The 25,292-nt window shown below is 38.2% G+C and carries 27 protein-coding genes; 17 read left to right on the top strand and 10 right to left on the bottom strand.

Annotated features, from left to right (window positions below):
- Nucleotides 1–10 precede the first annotated feature (10 nt).
- Complete coding sequence (glyA, locus tag ABJD71_RS08360) at nt 11–1,267, top strand: serine hydroxymethyltransferase (protein ID WP_348167337.1); 1,257 nt, start codon at nt 11–13, stop codon at nt 1,265–1,267.
- Nucleotides 1,268–1,339: 72 nt separating this feature from the next.
- Here the strand turns inward: glyA and ABJD71_RS08365 are convergent, their stop codons facing one another.
- Nucleotides 1,340–1,762: an Lrp/AsnC family transcriptional regulator gene (locus ABJD71_RS08365; protein ID WP_348167574.1), complete on the bottom strand. Its 423-nt coding sequence runs from the start codon at nt 1,760–1,762 to the stop codon at nt 1,340–1,342.
- Between the two features lie 168 nt (nt 1,763–1,930).
- On the opposite strand from ABJD71_RS08365, the gene lysA reads away from it, so the two are divergent.
- The 10 genes from lysA (at nt 1,931) to ABJD71_RS08415 (ending at nt 9,908) form a co-directional block, all read left to right on the top strand.
- Nucleotides 1,931–3,190, top strand: coding sequence for a diaminopimelate decarboxylase (gene lysA / locus ABJD71_RS08370; protein WP_348167340.1), 1,260 nt, complete (start codon nt 1,931–1,933; stop codon nt 3,188–3,190).
- 135 nt (nt 3,191–3,325) lie between these two features.
- A complete protein-coding gene (locus ABJD71_RS08375; protein WP_348167343.1) occupies nt 3,326–3,787 on the top strand; it encodes a hypothetical protein in 462 nt (153 codons plus the stop codon).
- Between the two features lie 85 nt (nt 3,788–3,872).
- Nucleotides 3,873–4,322: a transcriptional regulator NrdR gene (gene nrdR / locus ABJD71_RS08380; protein WP_133468634.1), complete on the top strand. Its 450-nt coding sequence runs from the start codon at nt 3,873–3,875 to the stop codon at nt 4,320–4,322.
- 46 nt (nt 4,323–4,368) lie between these two features.
- Nucleotides 4,369–5,508 carry a bifunctional diaminohydroxyphosphoribosylaminopyrimidine deaminase/5-amino-6-(5-phosphoribosylamino)uracil reductase RibD gene (ribD, locus tag ABJD71_RS08385; protein WP_348167347.1) on the top strand — a complete coding sequence of 380 codons (1,140 nt, stop codon included), beginning with the start codon at nt 4,369–4,371 and terminating at the stop codon, nt 5,506–5,508.
- Between the two features lie 36 nt (nt 5,509–5,544).
- Nucleotides 5,545–6,216, top strand: a complete 672-nt coding sequence (locus ABJD71_RS08390; RefSeq protein ID WP_348167350.1) for a riboflavin synthase — start codon at nt 5,545–5,547, stop codon at nt 6,214–6,216.
- 50 nt (nt 6,217–6,266) lie between these two features.
- Nucleotides 6,267–7,373: a bifunctional 3,4-dihydroxy-2-butanone-4-phosphate synthase/GTP cyclohydrolase II gene (gene ribBA, locus ABJD71_RS08395; protein WP_348167353.1), complete on the top strand. Its 1,107-nt coding sequence runs from the start codon at nt 6,267–6,269 to the stop codon at nt 7,371–7,373.
- Between the two features lie 86 nt (nt 7,374–7,459).
- Entirely contained in the window at nt 7,460–7,936 is a 477-nt protein-coding gene (gene ribE, locus ABJD71_RS08400; RefSeq protein WP_348167356.1) for a 6,7-dimethyl-8-ribityllumazine synthase, read from the top strand.
- The gene (gene nusB / locus ABJD71_RS08405; RefSeq protein WP_348167359.1) at nt 7,937–8,359 is read left to right on the top strand and encodes a transcription antitermination factor NusB; all 423 of its coding nucleotides are present in this window, start codon (nt 7,937–7,939) and stop codon (nt 8,357–8,359) included. It begins immediately after the preceding gene.
- 64 nt (nt 8,360–8,423) lie between these two features.
- The gene (gene thiL, locus ABJD71_RS08410; RefSeq protein ID WP_348167362.1) at nt 8,424–9,386 is read left to right on the top strand and encodes a thiamine-phosphate kinase; all 963 of its coding nucleotides are present in this window, start codon (nt 8,424–8,426) and stop codon (nt 9,384–9,386) included.
- Between the two features lie 30 nt (nt 9,387–9,416).
- The gene (locus ABJD71_RS08415) at nt 9,417–9,908 is read left to right on the top strand and encodes a phosphatidylglycerophosphatase A (protein ID WP_348167365.1); all 492 of its coding nucleotides are present in this window, start codon (nt 9,417–9,419) and stop codon (nt 9,906–9,908) included.
- A gap of 43 nt (nt 9,909–9,951) precedes the next feature.
- Here ABJD71_RS08415 and ABJD71_RS08420 read toward each other — a convergent pair whose 3' ends face one another.
- Genes ABJD71_RS08420 through ABJD71_RS08430 form a run of 3 tightly spaced genes read right to left on the bottom strand, consistent with a single transcriptional unit; the run spans nt 9,952 to nt 12,119 of the window.
- The gene (locus ABJD71_RS08420; protein WP_348167368.1) at nt 9,952–10,854 is read right to left on the bottom strand and encodes a 2-dehydropantoate 2-reductase; all 903 of its coding nucleotides are present in this window, start codon (nt 10,852–10,854) and stop codon (nt 9,952–9,954) included.
- Complete coding sequence (locus ABJD71_RS08425; RefSeq protein WP_348167371.1) at nt 10,851–11,558, bottom strand: TIGR01621 family pseudouridine synthase; 708 nt, start codon at nt 11,556–11,558, stop codon at nt 10,851–10,853. The genes ABJD71_RS08420 and ABJD71_RS08425 overlap by 4 nt, the downstream gene beginning before the upstream one ends.
- 15 nt (nt 11,559–11,573) lie before the next feature.
- Nucleotides 11,574–12,119: an Hpt domain-containing protein gene (locus ABJD71_RS08430; RefSeq protein WP_348167374.1), complete on the bottom strand. Its 546-nt coding sequence runs from the start codon at nt 12,117–12,119 to the stop codon at nt 11,574–11,576.
- 377 nt (nt 12,120–12,496) lie between these two features.
- On the opposite strand from ABJD71_RS08430, the gene gshA reads away from it, so the two are divergent.
- The 4 genes from gshA (at nt 12,497) to ABJD71_RS08450 (ending at nt 17,067) form a co-directional block, all read left to right on the top strand.
- Nucleotides 12,497–14,074: a glutamate--cysteine ligase gene (gene gshA, locus ABJD71_RS08435; RefSeq protein WP_348167577.1), complete on the top strand. Its 1,578-nt coding sequence runs from the start codon at nt 12,497–12,499 to the stop codon at nt 14,072–14,074.
- A gap of 93 nt (nt 14,075–14,167) precedes the next feature.
- Nucleotides 14,168–14,812 (top strand): hypothetical protein, encoded by a 645-nt coding sequence (locus ABJD71_RS08440; protein WP_348167377.1) that lies wholly within the window; start codon nt 14,168–14,170, stop codon nt 14,810–14,812.
- A 198-nt stretch (nt 14,813–15,010) separates the two neighbouring features.
- Nucleotides 15,011–15,553, top strand: a complete 543-nt coding sequence (locus ABJD71_RS08445; RefSeq protein ID WP_348167380.1) for a heme NO-binding domain-containing protein — start codon at nt 15,011–15,013, stop codon at nt 15,551–15,553.
- Nucleotides 15,550–17,067, top strand: coding sequence for an ATP-binding protein (locus ABJD71_RS08450; protein ID WP_348167383.1), 1,518 nt, complete (start codon nt 15,550–15,552; stop codon nt 17,065–17,067). Before ABJD71_RS08445 ends, ABJD71_RS08450 begins: the two co-directional genes overlap by 4 nt.
- Here ABJD71_RS08450 and ABJD71_RS08455 read toward each other — a convergent pair.
- The 4 genes from ABJD71_RS08455 to ABJD71_RS08470 are packed head-to-tail and all read right to left on the bottom strand — an operon-like array spanning nt 17,054 to nt 21,420.
- Nucleotides 17,054–18,355 (bottom strand): response regulator, encoded by a 1,302-nt coding sequence (locus ABJD71_RS08455; RefSeq protein ID WP_348167386.1) that lies wholly within the window; start codon nt 18,353–18,355, stop codon nt 17,054–17,056. The two genes, ABJD71_RS08450 and ABJD71_RS08455, sit on opposite strands and share 14 nt — an antisense overlap.
- A complete protein-coding gene (locus tag ABJD71_RS08460; RefSeq protein ID WP_348167389.1) occupies nt 18,352–20,010 on the bottom strand; it encodes an ATP-binding protein in 1,659 nt (552 codons plus the stop codon). The genes ABJD71_RS08455 and ABJD71_RS08460 overlap by 4 nt, the downstream gene beginning before the upstream one ends.
- A 3-nt stretch (nt 20,011–20,013) precedes the next feature.
- A complete protein-coding gene (locus ABJD71_RS08465) occupies nt 20,014–20,832 on the bottom strand; it encodes a PhnD/SsuA/transferrin family substrate-binding protein (protein ID WP_348167392.1) in 819 nt (272 codons plus the stop codon).
- Between the two features lie 24 nt (nt 20,833–20,856).
- Entirely contained in the window at nt 20,857–21,420 is a 564-nt protein-coding gene (locus ABJD71_RS08470) for a response regulator (protein WP_348167395.1), read from the bottom strand.
- Between the two features lie 153 nt (nt 21,421–21,573).
- Here ABJD71_RS08470 and ABJD71_RS08475 point away from each other — a divergent pair, with 153 nt between their 5' ends.
- Together ABJD71_RS08475 and ABJD71_RS08480 are read left to right on the top strand one after the other, a co-directional pair.
- On the top strand, nt 21,574–22,605 hold the full coding sequence (locus ABJD71_RS08475; RefSeq protein WP_348167398.1) for a hypothetical protein: 1,032 nt from the start codon (nt 21,574–21,576) through the stop codon (nt 22,603–22,605).
- 24 nt (nt 22,606–22,629) lie between these two features.
- Entirely contained in the window at nt 22,630–24,384 is a 1,755-nt protein-coding gene (locus ABJD71_RS08480) for an EAL domain-containing protein (protein WP_348167401.1), read from the top strand.
- Nucleotides 24,385–24,390: 6 nt separating this feature from the next.
- On the opposite strand, the gene ABJD71_RS08485 is transcribed toward ABJD71_RS08480, so the two are convergent.
- Nucleotides 24,391–24,552 carry a DUF2986 domain-containing protein gene (locus ABJD71_RS08485; RefSeq protein ID WP_348167404.1) on the bottom strand — a complete coding sequence of 54 codons (162 nt, stop codon included), beginning with the start codon at nt 24,550–24,552 and terminating at the stop codon, nt 24,391–24,393.
- Nucleotides 24,553–24,585: 33 nt separating this feature from the next.
- Complete coding sequence (locus ABJD71_RS08490) at nt 24,586–25,092, bottom strand: DUF3087 domain-containing protein (protein ID WP_348167407.1); 507 nt, start codon at nt 25,090–25,092, stop codon at nt 24,586–24,588.
- Nucleotides 25,093–25,292: the final 200 nt, after the last annotated feature.

Genomic DNA, 25,292 nt, shown 5'->3' on the forward strand with positions numbered 1-25,292 from the left:
AGGAAATGTAATGCTAACTCGTGATATGAATATTGCTGATTTCGACCCAGAATTGTACCAAGCAATTCAAGATGAAAACCAACGTCAGGAGCATCATATCGAATTGATCGCTTCTGAAAACTATTGCAGCCCACGTGTTCTTGAAGCGCAGGGATCACAGCTTACTAACAAATATGCTGAAGGGTATCCTCATAAGCGTTACTACGGCGGTTGTGAATATGTAGATATCGCAGAAGACTTAGCCATAGAACGCGCTAAACAGTTATTTGGTTGTGACTACGCTAACGTACAGCCCCATGCTGGCTCGCAAGCTAACTCAGCGGTATTTATGGCATTACTTGATGCTGGCGATACCGTATTAGGTATGAGCTTAGCCCACGGTGGCCACTTAACTCATGGTGCATCAGTGAGCTTTTCTGGTAAAACATACAACGCCGTGCAATACGGTTTACACCCAGAAACGGGCGAAATCGACATGGCACAAGTTGAAGCATTAGCCCTTGAGCACAAACCTAAAATGATTATCGGTGGCTTCTCAGCATACTCAGGTATTGTTGATTGGCAAAAATTCCGTGAAATTGCTGACAAAGTCGGCGCTTACTTGTTGGTCGATATGGCTCATGTAGCAGGTTTAGTCGCAGCGGGTGTGTACCCAAGCCCAATGGCTCATGCTCATGTTGTTACCACTACTACCCATAAAACCCTAGCTGGCCCACGTGGCGGTTTGATTTTATCTTCTTGTGGTGATGAAGCTATCTACAAAAAGCTAAATAGTGCGGTGTTCCCTGGTGGTCAAGGTGGTCCTTTGTGCCACGTGATTGCTGCTAAAGCGGTTGCCTTTAAAGAAGCACTACAACCAGAATTTAAAGTATACCAACAGCAAGTAGTAGCTAACGCAAAAGCTATGGTTGCGGTTATCCAAGAACGTGGTCACAAAGTAGTATCTGGCGGTACTGATAACCACTTGTTTTTGTTAGACCTAATCGATAAAGAATACACAGGTAAAGATGCTGACGCTGCCCTTGGTAACGCTAATATAACGGTAAACAAAAACTCAGTGCCTAACGACCCACGCTCACCCTTTGTTACTAGTGGTTTACGTATTGGCTCTCCAGCCATTACTCGCCGTGGTTTTAAAGAAGAGCAAGCTAAGCAAGTAGCTAATTGGATCTGTGAAGTGTTAGACAATATTAACGACGAAGCCGTCATCTCTAAAGTAAAAGGCGAAGTAGTGGCCTTATGTGAACAGTTCCCTGTTTACGGTTAAGTTAATCAGTTACTAAACAATTAAACAGTGGTTATTAGGTTTAACCACTGTTTACATCTTTAATTCAATAACTTAATAATTCGATAGCACTACGCAGGTTACGGTTTTCTCAACTCCTTTTGTTTCACGTATATCATCTACTAGTTCATCTAGCTGAGAGCTGGCTTCTACAGTTAACTCTAGAATTAAATCATATACACCACTCACTGACATTATCGAGGTTATTTGTGGACGCTGTTGTAATAGTTTAATGACGTGTCGTGATACCCCAGGTGTTAAATTGACCAACATCTGTGCTTTTAATAATTTACGTTCGTACTCTGCATCAAATTCAATGGTGAAGCTTTTAATGATACCGCGACGCTGCAAGGTTTCGATTCTGTTTTGAACGGTACTTCGGGACACGCCTAATTGTTTCGCTAGCTCAATGACAGGCGTTCGGCTGTTCGCTTTTAACAATGTAATTAACACTTGGTCTCTTTCATCCAAATTCATAATTGCCACTCAATTTTCATATTTGCTATTAAAATAAAGCATTTTGATAAGTTGTTGTAGCATATTGTTAGATATTAACTAGCGATATGTAAGTTTGTCTGGTGGATTGTCACACATATGGGGCCTATTCTTGTTTCCATTATTTACTTTGAACAATTAGGTGTGTAGATGTCATTTCTAGAATACAAAAATTCAGTACAACATATTGAATCTCTCTCTGTTTTAGCCTTGGCTGAGCAGTTTCCCACTCCTTTTTATTGCTACAGTTCAGCAAAGATACAAGCCCAGTACAGGATGTTTTCTGACGCTTTTTCTCATCTAAATACTTTGGTGTGTTTTGCTGTAAAAGTGAATTCCAATCAAGCTGTATTATCTTTGTTGGCGAAAGAGGGGGCGGGAGCTGATGTGGTTTCTGTGGGAGAGATTAAACGGGCATTAGCAGCTAATATTCCCGCTGAAAAAATTGTATTTTCAGGTGTCGCTAAAACCGAACAAGAAATGGAGTTTGCGTTAAAACAGCATATTTTATGTTTCAACATTGAGTCAGAGCCAGAGTTGTTTGCCCTTTCTCATGTAGCGCGACGCTTAAAAATTACTGCTAATATTTCGTTTCGAATCAATCCTAATGTGAATGCCAATACCCATAAAAAAATCTCTACGGGTAAAAAGGGCGATAAGTTTGGTGTGGATATCGAACATGCAATTTCACTTTATCAACAAGCTAACAATCTTGATTACATTAATGTGACGGGCATCAATATGCATATTGGCAGTCAAATATCTGATGTCACTCCTTTTGATTTAGCGATACAAAAAATCAAGGCTTTGTATTGTGAATTAAAAGCACTAAACATCAATATTACGCATGTTGATTTTGGTGGTGGCTTGGCAGTGAAATATCAAGATGACGAAACCCCAGAGCCTGAATTATTGGCACAATATGCTGCAGTGGTTAATCGCCATGCTGAAGATTTTAATTGCAGAATTCTGTTCGAACCCGGGCGTTTCATCACAGCTAATGCTGGTGTCTTAGTAAGCCAAGTTATTTATAAAAAAAACCAATCAGATAAGACTTTACTGATTGTAGACGCCGGTATGAACGACTTTATTCGACCGACACTTTACGATGCCTATCATAAAATTACAGCTGCAAAAAAAAGTCATGAGTATGAATGTGTTGATGTTGTAGGACCTGTTTGTGAAACAGGTGATTACTTTGCACTAGATCGCGTTATCGAGGTAGTTGAACAAGGTGAGCTAATAGTCATCAATTCAGTTGGCGCTTATTGTGCTGTTGCCTCCAATAGTTACAACTCTCGGCCTGTTATTGCAGAAATTTTGGTTCAAGGTGATCAAGCAGCCGTTATAAGAAAAGGCCAAAGCGTTGATGACCTTATCGCTTTAGATACTGTTCCAAATTGGGTCTAACCTTCATTTAGCTTTTCATAAATTAAGTATTTACAGTTTTTATTATGAATGTTCATACTCATAGATGAATTATCGATTATATATTTTCGCCTAGCTCAACTAGTCTATGGCTTCTATTATTTACGGAAGACCAAATTGAAAAAATTAATAATGACAGGTTTATTACTTACTGTTTCACATTCAACAATGGCAGTCGGTATGGTTAATGATATGCAGCTTTGCCAAGGTGTTATTGAGTTCGTTGATAAAAAATTAAAGGCTGCTCCAGCGTATTATGATAAAGCGGATGTTAAAACTGTTCGCAAAGGGCTTGAAGCTTATGACCAATATATTCAAGGTGAAATAGTTGCACCAAAATTATTGAAATTTAACGGCGGTGATATAGAAAAAGCCAGTGTGATGCAAAAGCAGGTTGACGCATATAAAATGACGGTGGTTAACCAGTTAAATACCCGTTACCCTCAACCTAACTTGTTTACTGATCACGCTATATCTATTAATGATTGTGCTAAAAAAGCGGTTCCCTCAGGGAAGGAGTTAGATAAGTTGAAAGATGCCCTAAATACCATGGTTAAATTAGCTCAATTGCATGGATAAAGGTTATCCTCATCAGGCTTTAGTATCCCTTGAGGTTAAATTTTGTTAATTTAGCTAACTTCATTTATTCAATATAGATAATCAGATGCATTGCCCATTTTGTTCTGTACAAGAAACCAAAGTAATCGACTCGCGTTTAGTGTCGGATGGCAGTCATGTGAGACGACGTCGGGAATGTACGGTTTGCAAAGAGCGTTTTACTACCTTCGAAATGGCAGAGTTAGTAATGCCACGTATTGTAAAGCGTGATGGCTCGCGTGAACCTTTCAACGAAGACAAACTCCGAGCTGGATTACAACGAGCTTTAGAAAAGCGCCCTGTCAGTACTGAAGAAGTAGAGCAATGCATTAGTCGCCTTAAGTCATCTTTACGGGCGACAGGTGAGCGAGAAGTTAGTAGCGAATTTTTAGGCAATTTAATTATGACCGCCTTAAAAGAGTTAGATAAAGTGGCTTATGTGCGTTTTGCCTCGGTTTATCGTTCTTTTGAAGATATTCGTGAATTCGGTGAAGAGATCGCCCGTCTTGGTGATTAACCTATCCATTACCCGAAATGCCTTTAACCTTTAAGGTGTAAATAACGTGTTTGAATTTTCTCTAATTGATCATCAGATGATGGCCCTAGCTATTAAGCTGGCTAAGCGTGGTCAATATACTACTTCTCCCAACCCTAATGTTGGCTGTGTTATCACTAAATCATGTGGGGAAATCGTTGGCCAGGGTTGGCATCAAAAAGCGGGCTCTCCCCATGCAGAAGTCCATGCCTTAAAACAAGCCGGTAGTTTGGCTAAAGGGGCGACGGCTTATGTTACCTTAGAGCCTTGTAGCCATTTTGGCCGCACGCCACCTTGTGCTAAAGCCTTAGTCGAGGCTGGGATATCTCGAGTGGTAGTGGCAATGCAAGATCCAAATCCACTGGTGTCTGGCAGAGGAATGCAAATACTGCAACGTGCAGGGGTTGTGGTTCAACACGGTTTATTGAAAAGCGCCGCAGCACAACTCAATTTAGGCTTTATTAAACGTATGTCCACAGGTTTACCCAGAGTCACTGTAAAACTGGCTGCAAGTTTAGATGGTAAAACAGCATTGCAAAATGGCTTAAGTCAATGGATTACTGGCCCTAAAGCTCGCCAAGATGTGCAACGTCATAGAGCAAAGAGTTGTGCTATTTTAAGTGGTTCCGGTACAGTAATGGCCGATAATCCGACATTGAACGTACGATTTAAAGAACTAGGGCTCACGCCTGAGGTATTAGCAGAAGAAAACCTGCGACAACCGATTAGGGTGATTTTAGATGGCAGAAACCAACTTCCACCTAACCTACGTTTATTGCAGCAATCTAGCAAGCAAGTTGCAGGTGATGTGTTACTCATTAATGGCACCCATAGCCAGCATCAATTTGCGAATCATGTGTCTCAATGGCAAGCGCCGTTTAATGGCAATAAATTAAATCTTGATGCTGTAATGCAAGAGTTAGCTAATAGGCAAATTAACGATATATGGGTTGAAGCTGGCGCAAAACTCGCGGGAGCGTTAATCCAAAATAACCTAACTGATGAATTGATTTTATATCAAGCGCCCAAACTTATAGGGAGCAGTGGGCAAAATTTATTTGATATTTTGCCGATTGAATCAATGGATGAAGTACATGATTTGTCTTGGAGTGATGTCAGGCAAGTGGGTAAAGATCTAAAGATGACCGCTCACTTTATTCGTAAATGAGTAACCGGTTATCCAAAAATGAGTAACTGATAGAGTATGTTTACTGGAATTATTGAAGATGTTGGGATCATCGAAAGTTTAACCCCTAATGGTGAAGACATTCGATTGTCGATCAAAATACAAAAGCTTGATATGAGTGATGTGAAGCTTGGAGATAGTATTGCTAATAATGGTGTGTGTTTAACAGTCGTTGCTCTATCAAACCATGGGTTTAGTGCGGATGTGTCTCACGAAACTATAAAACGTACTGGTTTTGCAGCCTATGAGGCAGGTAGCAAGGTTAACTTAGAAAAAGCGATGCAGGCCAATAGTCGCTTCGGTGGTCATATTGTGAGTGGTCATGTTGATGGTGTAGGCGAAGTTTTATCTATTTCTCAGGTCGGTCGTTATGTAGAAATATGGGTACAAGCTCCAGATGCATTAGCAAAGTATTTAGCCGAAAAAGGCTCTATAACCGTTGATGGTGTCAGTCTCACTGTAAACCAAGTCGATGGCGCTAAGTTTTTACTCACACTTATTCCTCACAGCCTACAAGAAACCATTATTGGTTCGTATCAAGTTGGTACAAAAGTAAATTTAGAGGTCGATGTGATAGCACGTTATTTGGAGCGTCTTATGCTTGGCGATAACGCTGCGCACTCAAGTGCAAATTCTCCCAAAAAAGATATTAGTATGGCGTTTTTAGCAGAAAATGGCTATTTGAAGTAGGTTAGGTTGATGAGCTTTTGGCTCAATGTCACGAAAGAAGATATAACATTATGTCATTAAATAGCAGTAGAGAAATTATTGAAGATATCCGCCAAGGTAAAATGGTTATTTTGATGGATGACGAAGACAGAGAAAACGAAGGCGACTTAATTATGGCTGCTGAACACGTTACTCCAGAAGCCATTAATTTTATGGTAACCCACGCCAGAGGTTTAGTGTGTTTACCTATGACAGCAGAACGCTGTAAAACCCTTAACTTACCGTTGATGGTAGATAATAACGAAGCGCAATTTTCGACTAACTTTACTGTATCGATAGAAGCGGCTGAAGGCGTGACCACTGGTATATCAGCAGCTGACCGCGCTAGAACCATACTCGCCGCTGTTGGTAAAGGCGCTGTTGCCGCAGATATTGTGCAACCTGGTCATATCTTTCCTCTAATTAGCAAAGAGGGCGGAGTCTTGAACCGAGCTGGACATACAGAGGCCGGTGTTGATTTAGCACGGTTGGCCGGATGTGAGCCTGCTTCTGTCATTGTTGAAATATTAAATGAAGACGGGACTATGGCAAGACGCCCAGAGCTTGAGGTATTTGCCAAAAGACATGATATGAAAATTGGTACTATTGCCGACCTCATTGAATATCGTAATTTACACGAAACCACGATAGAGCAAGTGGCTTCGTGTAAATTACCAACAGAGCATGGTGAGTTTGATTTGGTGACATATAAAGATGTCATCGATAATCAAGTACACTTTGCTATGTGTAAAGGACCGATTGACGGTGAAATACCTACGCTTGTTCGCGTGCATCTGTTAAATAGTTTGAGTGATTTATTAGGTTCAGAGCGTGCGATTAATCGCAGCATGGGCTTACCTGAAGCGATTAAAACCATTGCTGAAAACGGTGGGGTACTAGTGCTTCTTGGTAAAGATGAAGACTTGCTAAATCAGGTTAAACAATTTCAAGCTGAAGACAAAGGAGAGTCGCCCACTACCGCACCTTGGGCTGGCTCATCCAGAACGGTAGGTGTAGGCAGTCAAATTTTAGCAAGTTTAGGTGTTAGAAAAATGCGCCTACTCAGCAAGCCTAAAAAATATCATGCTCTTTCCGGTTACGGGCTAGAGGTGGTGGAGTATATTTCTGTTAAAGAATAATTAGTGAAAATCGTACAAAAATTATCAATATTTCCAATGTTAGGTGTGCTAAACTGCGCGCCGATTTTTCTAGTAAGGTTTTTTAGATGAACATTATTGAAGGTAACATGCGTGCGACTGGCAAAAAGTTTGCTTTAGTTGTGTCACGTTTTAACAGCTTTGTCGTTGAAAGTTTAGTTGATGGCGCACTCGATGCACTTGAAAGGCAAGGTGAAGTTAACGACCAAGACATTACGTTAGTTCGTGTTCCTGGTGCGTATGAGCTGCCAATTGCAGCTAAAAAACTTGCAGAACAAAATAAATATGATGCAATAATCGCCCTTGGTGCGGTGATCCGTGGTGGCACGCCGCACTTTGAGTTTGTGGCTGGCGAATGTAACAAAGGTCTTGCTCAAGTATCTCTAGAGTATGGTGTTCCTGTATCTTTTGGCGTGATCACAACCGATAGCATAGAACAAGCTATTGAGCGTTCAGGCACAAAAGCTGGTAACAAAGGTGCCGAAGCTGCTGTTGGTGCACTTGAGATGGTAAATGTTTTAGCCAATATTGAAGAGGCCAAATAGGTGAAACCTAAAGCTCGTCGTCTCTCCCGTGAATTAGCATTACAAGCTATTTATTCTTGGCAAATGACCAAGAACCCAGTTGAACAAATTGAACTAAGCATAGTAACCAGCAACAACATGCAAAAAGTTGATACCGAATACTTTTTAGAGTTATTGCGTAATGTGGTTAAAGATTGTGCTGATTTAGATACAAAAATGAAGCCGTATTTAGGTCGTTTGCCTGAAGAGCTTGACCCCGTGGAGTTTGCGATCCTTCGAATTGCTACCTATGAACTGGTTGCGCGAATTGATGTTCCTTACAAGGTAGTGATCAATGAAGCCATAGAGCTTGCAAAATCTTTTGGTGCAGAAGATAGCCACAAATTTATTAATGGTGTGCTTGATAAAGCCATCAAGACTCTGCGTAAAGACGAACGCGCTTAAATAGTTGTTTAACAACAATACATAACTCGTCAGCAAACGCAGCTCAACCAGAAGTAGTGTGATTGTGAAAGAATTTAAAGTTATTGAAGATTTTTTTAAGCAGCAAAGTTATCAACGTAAAGATGTCATTATCGGTATTGGTGATGATGGTGCCATAACCCATATACCAGAAGGACAAGCGCTAGTAACCACCACAGACACTTTATTAAGTGGTGTGCATTTTTTGCCTTCTACCAACGCCCACGCAATCGCTCAAAAAGCCATAGCGGTTAACTTAAGTGACTTAGCTGCTATGGGCGCAGAGCCTGCTTGGATAAGTTTGTCTCTTAGCTTGCCTGAGATTGACCAAGCTTGGCTTGAGGATTTCTCTAGAGGAATAAAAGAACACGCCGAATATTATTCTATTCAATTAATCGGCGGTGATACTGTTCATGGGCCTTTGGCCATCACTATTACTGCGCAAGGCTTTGTTCCTTTTGACCAAGCCTTGACTAGAAGCCAAGCTAAGCCAGGTGACTTTATTTATGCCACAGGTTCATTGGGTGACGCAGGTGTTGGGCTGCAACTGGCACAGCTCAAGCGCAAAATTGATAACCCAGTACATCACAACTTTCTCGTAAATCGACTTGATTATCCCACTCCGAGGTTATTGGTTGGTGCCAGTTTACGACGTATTGCTAACAGTTGTATCGATTTATCTGATGGGCTGATATCTGATATTCAACATATTCTGAAAGCCTCTCATTGTGGTGCTGTTATTCATGTTGATAAGCTACCATTGTCAGACGCTATGGTAGCCTCAGTAGAGCCAGAGGAAGCCATTAAATTTGCATTAAGTGCGGGTGATGACTACGAATTATTATTCACTGTAAGTGAGGAGCAAAAAGGTGTTCTTGAAACAATCCTTGCAAGCACAAATATTAAAGCCACATGTATTGGACAACTTACCGGTATGGCTGAAAAATTAGAATTGCGTCAAAATGATCAACCTTATGAATTTTCTAATTTAGGTTACCAACACTTTTAAACCTAGCCGCCTGTTAAGGAGCGTGTCCGTTTGGATAAACAAATTCGTCAGCGAGTAAGCATGCTAAATCCGGTACACTTTTTGGCTTTTGGGTTTGGTAGTGGCCTAGCTCCTAAGGCGCCTGGTACCTTTGGCACAATAGCAGCATTGCCTATTGTGGCTGTATTGGCGCTTTACACATCGCTCACTGTGTATATTGCCATCACTGTTATTGCTAGTGTGGTGGGTATTTGGATTTGTGGTATCGCAGCCAATGACATGGAGGTACATGATGACTCTTCGATAGTATGGGATGAGTTTGCTGGCATGCTTATTACCATGATAGCTGTTCCACTCTCATGGCAAACCCTATTGCTAGGTTTTATATTGTTTAGAATATTCGATATTTTAAAACCTTGGCCTATTAGTTACTTAGATAAAAACGCCCATGGCGGCTTTGGCATTATGATAGATGATGTATTGGCTGGCTTGTTTGCTTTGGGGGGAATGCAGCTTGCTCTCTATATGGGGTGGCTTAATTGAAAACACCATCTATTTCATTCTAGGGTTAAATGAAAGTAACGACTTATATTTTTTCTAACTCTTTAATTTTATTAAAAAGTAGCTGGTTCTCTGGTACAGGTATATTTAGTTCTCTCCCCTTTTTTATTACATATCCATTTATAAACTCTATCTCACTTTGACGTTTGAAGGTGATATCTTGATGCATAGACGAATAATTATTCGCTGTGGCTTCGATAACTCTTAATACGCTCTGCTGTAGCGTGTCACTGTTGGTCGGGTAACCTACTGAGGTCATAACTTGAGAGACTTCCGAGCAAATAGTATGAATGAGTTTGTGAAATTTTATATTAACTAATTCGCCATTTGTAATATTGTTTATGGCAGTGAGTGGGTTTATCACTGAGTTGATGGCGAGTTTTTTCCATAAGGCGAGTTGGATATCCTGGTGCCAAGTGCTCGGGGGGAGCAGTTTAGATATGGTTGACTCTATTAAAATGGCGTTGTTTCGGCACTTGGATACCCAACCTAAATGAGTTTTACCTAAGCCCGTTTCTTTAACATTAGTGTCAGTTGGTTTAAATGCTCCATAACTGGTGGTAGCTGCAACAATTGGGTTGTTTGGGTAGAGAGCTTTAACTTGTTCTATTGTTCCCATACCGTTGTGTAGTAAGACTAACGTATGCTTCGGACGAACGCTCTGACTTAGTTGTTGTAATGCTCCAAGTACCTGGTAAGCCTTTATTGGAAATACTACAATGTCAAAGTCGGCCGCGTCGTTTATATCAGACGAACTCGGATATACTCGAATTTTCTCGCCGTCAATCTTTTCAACATCTAAGGTTATAGTATTGTTGTTCTTTAACAGGAGTTGAAAATCAAGTTTTTGCTGCTGGCATGAATAAGCTATCAGGCTACCTATTGCACCTTTGCCTACCACTGCAACTTTTACTTTGGGGTTAATCATGATTGTCTTAAAGGGGAAATGGCGGGTTTTGGCCAGTTTAACAACCAAGGCTGTTGATGTGACTCAAGCAACGTTTCGGTTTTCTGGTGTGTAAAGTACTCACCTTCAAGGGGAGGGCATGTTATTGATATAGGTGAGCCCTGATACATAAATCTAATAACAAAAGCGTGTAGATAGGTTCTATCTGAACTCTGTCCTCCATAGAGTTCATCACCTAAAATAGGTGCGCTCAGACTCTTTAATGCGACTCTTATTTGGTGGGTTTTTCCAGTGAGAGGTTTAACTAAATATAAACGTAAACTAGGAGCAACAGAGAAACTGAAAAACTGAGTGGCTGCAAATTGAGTTGTACTGATATCAAGAATCCACTTTCCGTCTCTTACTTTTTTCATGCCACCTTTTATTGTGCCTTGTTTCTTTTTAGGCTTTCTGTCGGATAAAGCTAGATAGTATTTCTCAATTTGCTTCTGTTCAAAAAGGTCACCAAATAATGCGGCGGATTTAGCTGTTTTTGCAAGAATAAGAATACCTGAAGTGACTTTATCTAACCGATGAACAAGCCATAGTTTTTCAACGTTTAGTTGCTTGCAAATAATAGGCAAAATACCTTCTTGAGATTCCTCGTTTTGAACCGCTAGATGGGGCGGTTTGTTTACGACGATAAAGTCGGAGTGATCAAATAAAACCTGAATTTTGGCTGGCACTGTGCACACTCTTTTCTATTGAAGCAACTGTAAGGCGCGAGCGTAGTCAAAATCATTGACAGAATTTTTTATAGCGTTTTTTATATTTGGCGCTAAATCTAAATCTTCCATAAATTTTTGCATCTTTATTTCAGAAATAAACTCATTGCGTTTTAACGCAGTGATCAATATTTCTTTACTGTTAGGTTCGGTTGTGGGCTTTACTTCTGAGTTGTTACTATTATTTGAGATGAAACTTGTAATTGTGGTTAACGTAGTACTTATTAGTTTTAGGTACTCTATTACTAATTGCGCTTCTAAATTGGCCGATAATTTAGGTTCAAACTCTTTTGTTGCCTGATGTAATGCTTCCATACCTAAATTGCCACTAATTCCTTTTAAAGTATGGATATCTCTTTTTAAGGTCTCCATGTCACCCTGCTGCAAGAGTTCATTGAACGTTTCGTTAAAGCTCGTGTATTCGAGCTTAAATTTATTTAGAATTTTAATGAGTAATGGGCAACTACCGTTAAATTGACGTAGTGCAAATTCACTATTGAAAATATCTGTATTGGCGTCCATTTGATACTCTTTAATTTGGATGGCCAACAATCTTAGCAGTTTGGTGGGGGAGTTTAATAGGCATTTGATAATGATTTTTATCTAAAATATAACTTTCTTTCAATTACTCTTAGTATGATTGTTTATTATTTTTGTGAATATTTTTGCATTAGTCTCTGGTTACTTTATCTCTCATCAGAGGGTAGACTAACACTCTATTTTTAATTGAAATCAAAACTAAATAAACACGTTCTTTTGTAATTAAGGATAAGGTGTTAATTATCGTAGCCTACGAACTTAAATTTCGGGTGGGCTTTGGGTCGTGCTAAAAACTTTATAACAGGTTGTCAAACAGGTTATAAAGATCATACATTTTTATATTGGATATTATTTTGCAAATAGACAAAACATCTTTTTCTGAGCGTTTAACTACTTTACGCAACCCGTCGATTATGAAAACACTGACTGGGATAAAACATGGAGTAGAGCGAGAAACCTTGCGTATCAACCCTAATGGCGGCCTTGCACAGACACCACATCAAGAATCTTTAGGGGCTGCATTAACTCATGAGTATATAACAACGGATTTTTCTGAGTCCTTGTTAGAGTTTATCACCCCTCCAGAGAGCTCTATTGATAAAACAATTGGCCAGTTGAAAGATGTACATAAGTTTGTAATGACTAATATTGGCGACGAGCGGTTGTGGCCAATGAGCATGCCATGTTTTATAGAAAACCAAGATGCTATTCCCATTGCTAATTATGGAACGTCTAACGTTGGCAAAATGAAAAGTTTGTATCGTGTTGGATTAAAGAATCGTTACGGTAGTATGATGCAAGCAATATCTGGAGTGCATTTTAATTTTTCATTACCCAATGATTTTTGGGAAAAATGGCTGGATGCCGATACATATTTGGAAGTAGATAAAGATTCTATTTCTTCAGCTTACTTTGGGTTAATAAGAAATTATCGCCGTTTTTGTTGGGTTATTCCTTACTTATATGGCGCATCACCTGCCTTGTGTAGTTCGTTTATCAAAGGTAAAGAAACGGGTCTGCCATTCAAAAAGTTAGGGAAAGGTACTTACTATTTACCGTATGCTACGTCTCTTAGAATGAGTGATTTGGGTTATACAAATAGTGCTCAGTCAGGTTTAAATATATGCTACAACAAGGTTGATAGCTATATTGCTTCATTGAGAGCAGCAATCAATCAACCTTCTGAAGGTTATGAAAAGTTTGCTAGTAAAAAAGATGGTGAATACCAACAACTTAATAGCAATGTATTACAAATTGAAAATGAACTTTATTCTCCCATAAGGCCAAAGCAACCTACTCGGTCGTTGGAAAAGCCAACCGATGCTTTGGATGAAAGGGGCGTGAGTTATATAGAAGTTAGAGCGCTAGATGTTAATCCGTTTTCAGCGATAGGAATAGAACGTAATCAATTCTACTTCTTAGATGTGTTCTTATTGTACTGTTTAATTAAGCCAAGCAGTTTTATGAACACCGATGAATATCATGAAACGGAAGTGAACTTAAATGCGGTAGTTGAGCGAGGTCGTGACCCCAAACTAATACTGACTAATGCAACAGAGTCTGTTGAAATGATGAGTTGGGCATTACAGTTATTTTCTGAAATGAAAGAAGTCGCCATTATTTTGGACCAAGCAAACGGTACCCAAGACTATTCCCAAGCATTAGACTTTGAGAAACAAAAAATACTGGACCCAAGTTTAACGCCTTCGGCTCGCATTCTGAAACATCTCGTCAATGAAAATATCGACAATGGAAACTTAGGATTAAGTTTGGCAGAGTCTTTTAAAAATGAGTTGATTGGCACAGATTATAAGTTTATGAATGCCGAAGATTTAGCTGCTCATGCCTTATTGTCATTAGAAAAACAGCGAGTGATAGAACAACAGGAAGATATATCTTTTGATGATTTTCTTGCTAGTTATTTTTCAGAAAAATAAATTTTGAGTAAAAAAAAGCCTGACACTTGTCAGGCTTAAGGTCACTACTAGGGAAACTCTCTGTAATAAATACACATTAATGAAGAGTAGACGATGAGACGAAAGTTCACCAAAAAAATTTTATTGTTAAAAACTGGATTGAGTTTTTTACTGATTGTTTTATTTTTGAGTGGATGTGCAAGTACTCCCCCTAAAAATATTACTAATATTTGTGATATCTTTTTTGAAAAGCGTGATTGGTTTGATATAGCTTCTGGTATGAAGGAGAAATGGGGAGTTCCAATCCATATTCCTATGTCAATAATGTATCAGGAGAGTTCCTTTAAAGCCAAAGCTCGACCACCAAAAGATTACATTTTTTTTGGCTTAATACCATGGGGGCGAGTTAGTTCAGCTTACGGTTACTCTCAAGCTAAAACTCCTACTTGGGCTGACTATAAACGAGAAACAAAAAACGCTTGGGCTGACAGAACTGATTTTGATGATGCAATGGATTTTATGGGCTGGTTTATTGCAAAAACTCATAAAATGAATGGAGTATCAAAATGGGATGCTGAATTACAATATTTGAACTATCACGAAGGATGGGGTGGTTATAAAAGGAAGAGCTACAACAACAAACCTTGGTTAAAGAAAGTCGCTAAAATAGTTGATGCGCGTTCATTACGATATGCTCAACAACTTAAAACGTGCGAAGAAGAATTATCAAAAGGATGGTTTTGGGGCCTATTTAATTAACTTAATCAAATTTTCACTAATTTTTCACTACAATAATATTACCAAACACGTAAAACCGGAAAATATACCTATGTATTGGCTTGTATAACTTTGTGAAATATAAGTTAAGATAAAGTAGGGTGCATTTGGGGTGGATGGCCTCAAACTTCTAACTAATTGTTAAGTGAATGTATTATTCATGACGATTTGGAGGCGAATATGAAAGGTATAGTTTTTGTAAAGTTTAATGAATTTATTGAGGAATTGTGGGGTGAAGATTTTTGGGATGAATTGTTAAGTGATGCAGATCTTCCAAGCGAGGGAGTCTACACAACAGTTGCTACTTACGATGATGAAGAGCTTTTTACATTAGTTGGTCTAATTGTTGATAAAAAAAGCATAAGTGCAAAGGATGCACAATATGCGTTTGGTAAATGGGTCTTTAAAGAGTTATATAACCTTGCTCCTCCTGGAGCTCATGACTTTAAAGATGTCTTTGAGTTCTTACATGCAGTGCAAGATTTCATTCATGTTGAAGTAAAAAAATTGAATCCTGATGCATTGCTACCTGAGTTTGAATTTTTAACTGAAACACCAAACGTACTGACATTTAAATACATATCACCTCGCAAACTTTGTTATTTCTGTGAAGGCATTATTCATGGTCTGGCAGAACATACGGGCCAGAGTATAAAGGTATCGCAACCCGAGTGTGAGCATGAAGCTGGAAAGCGGTGTGTTATAAAGGTTGAAAAAGTTTGAGTTCTAATGATAAACCTGCGCTAGTAGGTGAGGAATTAGAAAAAAGAATTGCTGTACTAGAGCGCAAGGTAAGCCGAGAGAAGAAAGCGAGAAACATTGCAGAGAATAAATTAGAGCAATACTCGTTAGAAATTTATAAAACTAATGAATCTCTAAAGGAAGCGTTAGCTTCATCTACAAAAAAACAAAAAGAGCTAGAATATTTAGGGTGCGCCTCGAGTAATGTCGCTTCTGAATTGAAACTGAATGAAATGATTAGTAATGTTATCGACCTTACAGGACGCTTTTGTATGGCTGATTTCGGTTTTTATTTGGTCGTTAAAAAGGGAAGTATTATACAAGGGGATCTCAATACAAGTTGGTGTCCAAGTGGAGGTGAGCAAAATAATGATACTTTAATGGAGTTCATACGTGGGCTATTACCTTTAGATAACGTCGATCTACTAAACTCATGGGTAGCATTGGACATTGATCCTAACATTTGCAAACCTGAACATACGTTTGAACAAGTGTGTTTTACTAACTTTTCGCTTGCTGCAGATAAAGTAGGCTGGTTAGTCTTACTTAATAATCACAATGTTGTAGATTTTGATATCTTATCTGTACTAAATACAGCCCGAGGACATTTGTTAAGTGGTGTACGCCGGCGTTTGACTGATGTCAGAATTTTAAAACGAAATGTACAGCTTCAAGAATCTTTAGAAAAACTTGAGAAAACACGGCGGCAATTAATTCAGTCTGAGAAAATGGCTTCTCTAGGACAATTAGCCGCTGGTGTAGCTCATGAAATAAATAATCCCATTGCTTTTATTCGCTCAAACATGGAAGTGCTTCAAGAGTATTTAGGAGATTATAAGCAATTACATGAAGATTTAAAAAAGATTACTTATGGCAATAAAGCCGTATCTAGTAATGAATATCAAGTGATTTTTGACAAGGTCGATTTAGACTACATAGAAGAAGACTCGGTTGATTTGCTCCAGTCAAACATTGAAGGTTTGATTAGGGTTAGAGACATTGTTGATAACCTTAAGAGTTTTTCTCACTCGGGCAATGAGGAGTTAGTGCCGGTATCTATTAATGCTTGTGTTGAAGCATCGTTGAAAGTAACGGGTAACGTATTTAAATATGAGCATCAAATTGATAATCAAATTGGTGAACTGAGTCTTACTATCCTTGGAAATTTAGGTCAGTTGCAACAGGTTTTTGTTAACTTATTTGTCAATGCTGCCTATGCCATGGAAGGGGGAGGGAAGTTGACAATTTCTCATTCTAGCGTTGATGAAAGGATTGTCATTCATGTATCAGATACAGGGCAAGGAATGGATAAAGAAACAATAAATAAACTGTTTACTCCATTTTTTACCACTAAGCCTGTTGGCGTAGGCACTGGGTTAGGCTTATCTGTATCTTATGCTATTCTCGAAGCTCACGACGCCCAAGTCACCGTGGATTCTGATGTCGGAGTGGGGACGACATTTAACTTGTCATTTCCTGCACTCACTCAGCAATAGAATCTTGGCTCTCTTCCACTATTAATGACAGGGGCGCGGTTTGACTTTTTTCAAATTGTACCAATTTGGTTATGGTTTTTTCTGTAAAGACATGACCTTCAGGTAATACCAATATATGAGCATCATTAAATATATTACTTTTTAATGTCATACCTACTTTTAGTGCATGTGAAGGTATAGGCTTTTCAATAAATTCATCTGAGGCTATGTCAGGAGTGCTAAGTAATACCTCTAAAACTTTAGGGTCATAACGAGTACCTAGGAACTTCTTCATGGTCAGTCTGACTTCTGTTTCTTCCATTTTTTCTGGGGAAATACGACCTAATGAGTAACGCCAATAGTCTCTTGCAACAGATAGTATTTTTGCGCCTATTGGTATTTGCGTGTCAACGAGTTGATTCGGGCCACTGCCATTAAAGTACTCAAATTGACAAGTGATGATATCTGACACTTCTTGAAGGTGAGTGGCTGGACTTAGAATTAACTGAGCACTCTTGGTTTGGTCAATATACTCTTTCTTCTGATTGAAATTTAGCTCATCAAAAGGCCCGCTGTAAATGGCTGTATCTAAACCAAGTAAGCCTATTTCACATAACAAGGCTGCAAAGGCTGTATTTTCTATCTCTTCTTTTGATAATGCCAAGTGCTCTGCTAAATTTTTTGCCAGTAAACTAACACTATTAGCAAAACTTCCACTCAGGTTGGGGTTGATACTAATTAAATTGTATAACACCTTTTGAGTGGCTTTATTGTTGTGTTCAATACGCTTTAACGCTAGCTGAATCTGCTTTGTTCTCAATTGAACTTTGCTTTCTAAGTTTTGATTATGTTCTTTGAGTTTAGAGTTTTGTAATTTTATTAGTTTCTCTAGTTTAGTATTTTCGTTTTTAAGTCTGACGTTAGACAACCCTTCATCAATCGTTTGAATTATCTCTTGGTTTTCCCAAGGCTTTTGAAGGTATCGATGTATTTTTCCTTTATTGACGGCTTCTATAGTTGACTCCATATCTGAGTAGCCTGTTAATAGTACTCTGTAGGTCTCAGGGTATAAAGTGGCTACCTTTTCTAATAGTACAGCGCCTGACATTTCTGGCATTTTCATGTCAGATATAATTAGATGTACTTTATGTTTCTCCATCAACTCTAAGGCCGTCGCTCCATTCTCAGCTAATAATAGTTGGAAGTCTTGCTTGTAAAGTAAGCGTTTCATTGATTTGAGAATATTCAACTCATCATCCACACACAGCACAGTCATAGGTGATGTTTCTATGGCATTATCATTGCTCATTGGATGTATTCCTCACTTGGTTTTTTATTTTCGTCTGTAGGCAGTATGATACAAAAACAACTGCCTTTGTTAATTTCACTACTGACTGTTAGCTCTCCATTATGGTCGTTAATTATTCCATAGGATATGGAGAGGCCTAAACCCGTTCCCACGCCTTCTTCTTTAGTCGTGAAGAAAGGATCAAATAATTTATCTATGTATCTAGGTTCGATACCTGAACCATTGTCTTCAATCGACACTATTACGCAATTATTATGATACCGAGTTGATACAGTTATTTTTCCATTTTCATGAATTGCTTGCCCTGCATTAATGAACAAATTTGTTAGCACCTGAATAATTTTGCCCACATTGATGAGAACTTTAGGGACAGGGTTAAGATTTTTTTCAATTGTACAATGATACTTTAGCTGGTTGTTAACCATGTTTAGTGTAGTTGTTACGCAGTTGTTAATATCAAACCGTTGCTTATCGTCTGAATCTGCGCGAGAAAACTGTTTTAAGTCTTTTACAATATTTTTAACTCTCGTAAGGCCTTCTATTGATTCATTTAATAAATCTTTTGTATCGTCATTCAGAAAACAAAAGTCGTTAATCTTATGTGTTTTTTGAAGGTTTTGTATATGAATTGAATTTATATTAACGTGTTCATCTGATAGTAATGTTACAACTTGCTCACTTAATTGACGATAGCTATCTATGTAACTCCTTAAAGAGTTTAAGTTGCTGGTTACGAACGATATGGGGTTATTAATTTCATGTGCAACACCAGCGGCTAATTGACCAACAGAAGCCATTTTTTCTGCTTGAACGAGCTGTTGCTGGGCTTCATGCAGGTCTTGATTTGATTGTTCCAATTGAGTATTTCGCTCAAATAATAAAGAAGTACGTTCCTGAACCTTTCGCTCTAAAGTTTGATTGAGAACTTCTAACTCATTTTGATATGTTTCTTTACGTTGATGCTCTTGCTCTAAAATTATGACAAGTTTATTGAAAGCTTCAGCGACTTCAGTAAGCTCATCTTTCCCCCTAATTTGTATTTTTGAGTGGGTATACTCCCCACTCGTTACATTTTTTGAAATCTCTTTAGCTGCTTGGCGTAAACCCTGTAAGTGTCTTGTTAAATATGTACCTAATACAAAAGAAAACAACGCAACTAAAAACATTTCAATTAAAGCTATACTACTAGTCCAGTTTTGAATTTTTTTGATTGAAGATTCTATGCTGCTAATATCAATACCTAGTTGTACTTGGCCATATGTATGCTCAGCTTCACTAATTAAAGCATAGCTATCAAATACGCCATCAGAGACTAAGTTAAGTCTTTCATCTGGAACAAATTGTGATGCCAGCAGTTTTCGACGGCCTGCTTGAGCTAATATCTGGTTGTCACTATTTATAACTCTAACGTAGGCTATATCGGGGTTTTTCATTAACTCATTGCTATAGGCTTCTAATGATGCAAGGTCATATGACAGTACTGCGCTTTTGGCCGTTGTGGCAAATAGAGCTGTAATGGTTGATGCTCGTTTTACTAACCCTTCGTTCATTGTGCTACGCATAAAATCGACAGCAGTAAATACTAATAGAAGCAATAAACTGGCTTCTATTACAGCAATACCTAATATCGTTTTATTACGTAGTGACAATTGCATTATTTATTGTGAGCCTATAACCGTTTTAAGGTTCAAGGCTCTTACATCGTCCCATTCATGATTTTCTGCTGCAGAAATTCCCTCAAAATTTATTGAATTCAATAGGTTATAGCCTTGCTCGTCATCGTTCAGTTCAATTAATGCATTCAATATTTTTTGTTTCGAATAAGTGTTAACTCTTGGATGCACGGCGATTGCGTGCGGTGTATATCCTTGTGTTTCCCATATGGTGACTAATTGTGATTTTACGTTTTCTGGCATGTTGTTTAGTGTTCGTTTTATCCCTCCTCCAGCAGGGAAGAAACCTTTAGAAACATTTAAGTACACGGAATCATGCGATGATACATACATTGTTGAAAATGAGATACCATGTCTTTTTAGCTCTGCTATTGGCAATATACTGGCTGCAAAAGCTCCTGGGGCGGGGAACGCTAAACGCGCTCCTTCTAAGTCGTCAATAGTCTTAATATTGCCCTCAACGTTAGCGACGATTACTCCTTTAATAGTTTTCCCTTGTTGCTTCGCAATAGCGTCGTACCCTGGGGCCTTATTAAACTCTATATAGTGATAAGGATTCATGTAAGCAATATCGTACTCGCCATTGGCCAAACGCTGTTCAAAGGTTGGGATATCACGAGCTGTACTAAATTCAATATTAATGCCACTCGTTTCGCTAACTCGTTTTAAAATTGGTGTCCATAAAGTAGCTAGTCGTTTTGCTGATTGTTGTGGAACAATACCAAATGTTAATGTGTTTTCTTGAGCCATGGTTGCAAAAGAGTAATTAATTAATAAGCTAAAAAGTAGAAGTGTTTTCAACATATTGGTACCTCGTTCATATAAATATTATTCGGTAAGCTGGTTTACAATGCTTAGCAAGTGTTCTTTTTCAAAAGGTTTTGATATTGCAGCGTTGGCTCCGAGGGTTATGGCTTTGTCTAGGCTGTCTTGATTAAGTGCTGAGATCACCAAGATTTTTAAGTGGTTAAATTCATCTTGGCTTTTTAAGTGCTTCAGTAGTTCAAACCCATTTAGACCAGGCATACTTAAATCTAAAGTCATTAATGCTGGTTGCCTTTGCATCAATTTACTACCAGCTAGAAAGCCATTAACTGCTGTATCACATTCAAAACCAGCTTTTTTTAATACTCGTTTAATAGCACTTGCCATATTTTCATCATCGTCAACAATTAAAATTGTTTTATTGTCAGGCAAAAACTCTTCTGGTATCGGCATGTTATTCTCTTTGAGAAACGCCAAAAAATCTTCATTCGTTACACGGTTATTACCTCTTCCAGGCAGTTTATAGCCTTTTAGGCTACCTTTATCTATCCATCGAATGACTGTTCGCAAATTAACATCGCAATATTGCGCTATGTCACCTGTTGTTAGTGATCTAGCTTTGGCCATGAATACTACTCCTAAATTTCATTCGAGCATGGTATCACAATGGATAATGAAGACATATATGACTAAAGTATAGTATACGACATTTGTGACATTTGCTATGTTTATGCCATATTATGAAGTTCTTTCAATGCAATGGTCGAGATGGTTTATAAAATGAAGAAACGTTATTTGTTGATTGTTTTAAGTTTTCTATGTGTACAAAACACAGAAGCTTTAGATTTATCGACTAATGTATTGCTGAGATATGAAAATGAAACAGACCAAATAAATTTAGCGCCAAGAAAAAGGCTACGGTTGATTGCTTCTGTAGGCGCAGACTACAAACTAAGTGACAACACTATGTTTATTGGTCAAGTTAGAACCGGTTTAAAAAACAAACAAAATGTACCTGCTATTACGGTACAGCAATTTACTGATAATCCCAGTGGTCATAAGGATATCTATGTTTCACGAATTTTCACTAAATTCACCTTTGATAAATTGGCTGTAATAGCAGGTAAAATTCCATGGAAATCCAAGCAGATAACAGATTTATTTTGGGATAGGCACTTAAACCCTGTTGGTGTGCATCTTGATTATCATTTATCAAAGAAGCAACGCTTGACCTTTGCTACTTTTAAACCTTTAGATGGAGCATCAAATACTGTTGGCCATATGTCACTTTTTCAATATTCGAGACAAATATCTACGCACCTAGGAATAATCACTTTAGCGCCATGGCTAGTCGACTTTAAAGGTGAGCCTGACGCTCGTTATGCAACCAAAGATACACATTTTAATAACCAGTTCATCCGATTTTCGGGTGCTATCAAATTCAATGATTCTCAAATTGGAGCAGACTTAGGGTGGTCAACAAAGCGCGTTCCTAATGTTTTCTTTGAGCAATTTTCTAAGCAAAGGTTTAGCTATGCACTATTATTTAGTAAAGGGTCATTAAAGCAGGTAGGTAGTTATTTCACGGAACTCAAATATTTACATGTTGAACGCTTTTCTGTTGTGACTGAGTTTGCACAGAATGCTTCCAGCAGATTTGCTACAAGCAACTATAAAGGCTGGGACTTGCGCTTTCGACATAGATTGACAGATAACCTTTGGATTGGTTCTCGGCTTTCTCGAACCAAACGTTTAGTAGGATCGCCAGAGCATAGTGTGCGATTCAGAATAGAAACCAAATTTTCATTTTAGTATTCACTTTTGGGAGCATTTTCGATGTTAAATATGTCACAACAACCAGCCATATATAACCCTGTGTTACAAAATCGTAGCCTACTTGTTGTAGATGATGAAGAGAATATTTTACAGGCTATACAGCGCAGTTTTAGAGGAACAAAGTACCAAGTATATACGGCTAGTAGTGCTGAAGATGCTTTAAACATCTTGAAGTTACATGATGTACAAGTTGTCCTTTCTGATTTTAGAATGCCAGAAATTAATGGTGGTGCTTTAGTGAAAGATGTTCAGCAGCAATACCCAGAAATCGTTTCTATGATTTTAACAGGGCAGGCCGACTTTGAAGTTGCTGTCGATGTGATGAATTCTGGAGCAGCTTACAAGTTTTTGTCTAAACCCTGGAACAATAAAGAATTAATTGAGCAAGTAGACCATGCTTTTGATGAATATCAGCAACGCTTAATCGCTAGATCTAAAGAACAAATTACACAACAATATATAAAGCCAGAACGAGTATTGTTTGACCGAGCAGCAGAACACTTATTGAGTCAGAACCAAAAGTTTGCAGTTGCATCTATTATTTTATCGGATATGGCATTTCTTGATTACTATTGGCAACAACAGGAAGCAGGCACGTCTATTTTAGATTCTATTGAGAGTATTGTTAGTACTTATTTATCACCAAGCTGTGAAGTATTTGAGGTGGATGTTGATCAATTGCTTGTCATAATTCCAGAAAGTGAATGTAATGCAAATTTACATGATAGTTTGGTTGTTCTAGGTGAGGCTTTATCATTAACATGTGGAGCTGACAAATTACATCCGAAGATTGCCAGCCAATTAGCTTATGCTGAATCTCCGTTTGAAGGGTCTAATATTGCTCAGTTAGTGCATTCAATTCGAAATATTTCTACTCATGATTACGCTGATCATATTACTCAAGGAAAATGCTCTGACGTTATCAGGTTAGATGCTGCGCATTTGGCCCAAAAGAAACGTAAACAAACTATTCAGAATAGTATTCAACAAGCTATTAATTCCAATCAGTTTTCTTTGTATTTTCAACCAAAAGTGAATTTAAGTAATGGAATCGTTGAGCGGGCTGAGGTACTTATGCGCTGGGAACATTCGTCTTTGGGATGGGTGTCACCCGAGGAGTTTATTAGTCTTAGTGAGTTAGATGGACAAATTGAAAAGATAGGGACGTGGCTATTCAAAAAGAGTGTAGCGGATTTAGGTGTGTTACGTAAGCAATATGGAGAGAAGGTTAGTTTGGCTATAAATGTTTCGCCTAGACAGTTAAAAACTAGCCAGATAGTAGAGGAGTTTACTTACTTGTTAGCCGAAACAGGCCTTTCCCCCGAGTGTATTGAACTTGAGATCACTGAGGGTTGTGTAATTGATGATCTTGAACAGACAGGTAAAGTTCTATGGGAACTAAAGGATTTAGGTTTACGTATTGCTATTGATGACTTTGGATCTGGTTATGCTTCTTTTGCTTACCTGTCGAAACTACCAGTAGATGTGCTTAAATTGGACAAGATTTTAATCGATGATTTAGAAACAAATAACGATATGATTGACATGCTAAAAAGCATTATCGATTTATGTGGACGCATGCAGATAGAAGTTGTTGCTGAAGGAGTAGAAAACGAGAGACAAGTTAAGATGCTGAAAGAACTTGGATGTCATTATATACAAGGCTATGTTTATAGTCGGCCAATCACTAAAGAAAATTTTGAAAAAATATTAATAAATCAACCTTTTATATACCCAAAAGATGCTCACTCATAGCCTAAATTAGTCCTCTGGTATAGATTGGATTACTTCTGTGTCTTCTGTCTCAAAATTGGCCCGTTCTGCTTTACTTATGTATCTGGGGCTATTCTTTGATGCGAGTTTAGCTTTGGCTTTTTTAGCTCTAGCTTTTAAGATTTGATTGCCTTTTTTACGACGATTCATACATACCTCTTTTATTCATAATTGTTAAAGCGTTTAGAATTGTTTCAAGATATCGTCATTGTAATTACTGATATCTAAGCTGATTTGGTATTTTTTTGCTAATTTATCTAGTTCAGCTTGAGCGATAGTTAGCTCTTCCATAACAATTGTGTTGTCGTCTAATTGCCATAGTAAACGGGATCCAGAATAGCTATATTGCATGGCAAGCAATGCATTTATGTCACCTTGAGCGGCAGCCGGCTTTAGCTTTAACATCTTTCTGTTTATCTTGTTGAGTGCTTGTTTAAGCTCCCAAACATACACAACTTCAATCATGAAATTATGCTTACGATATCGATTGAGTATCCAAGCAATCAAGATACTTGTGATTATTGCCCCGAGTAAATTCCAGTGAAAATGACTACCACTTGGATCTGGAAACAACGCAATAAGCAATTGAGATATACCTAAACACCCTAATAGTAAGCCGGATATGCACCCAGTAATAACTAGGTTTAAGTGTTTACGATAGCGTTTTTTATCAATTGTTATGAGTTGCATTAAAATACCAAATTAAAAGTGCTAGAGCATCATCATTGTATAGTGTACTTAAATTGAAAGACTAATTGAGGTTTGTATAAATAATTTTTATTTCAATATGATTTAATTGCGATCTTTTTGTTTCTAAAATCCTAAAATAGTAGGCCATCGTAACTGGGGTTATCTCAGAGTGTCATTGCTAAACGTTATAATATCTTTAT

This window comes from Paraglaciecola sp. (genome assembly GCF_039943935.1).
GTDB lineage: Bacteria > Pseudomonadota > Gammaproteobacteria > Enterobacterales > Alteromonadaceae > Paraglaciecola.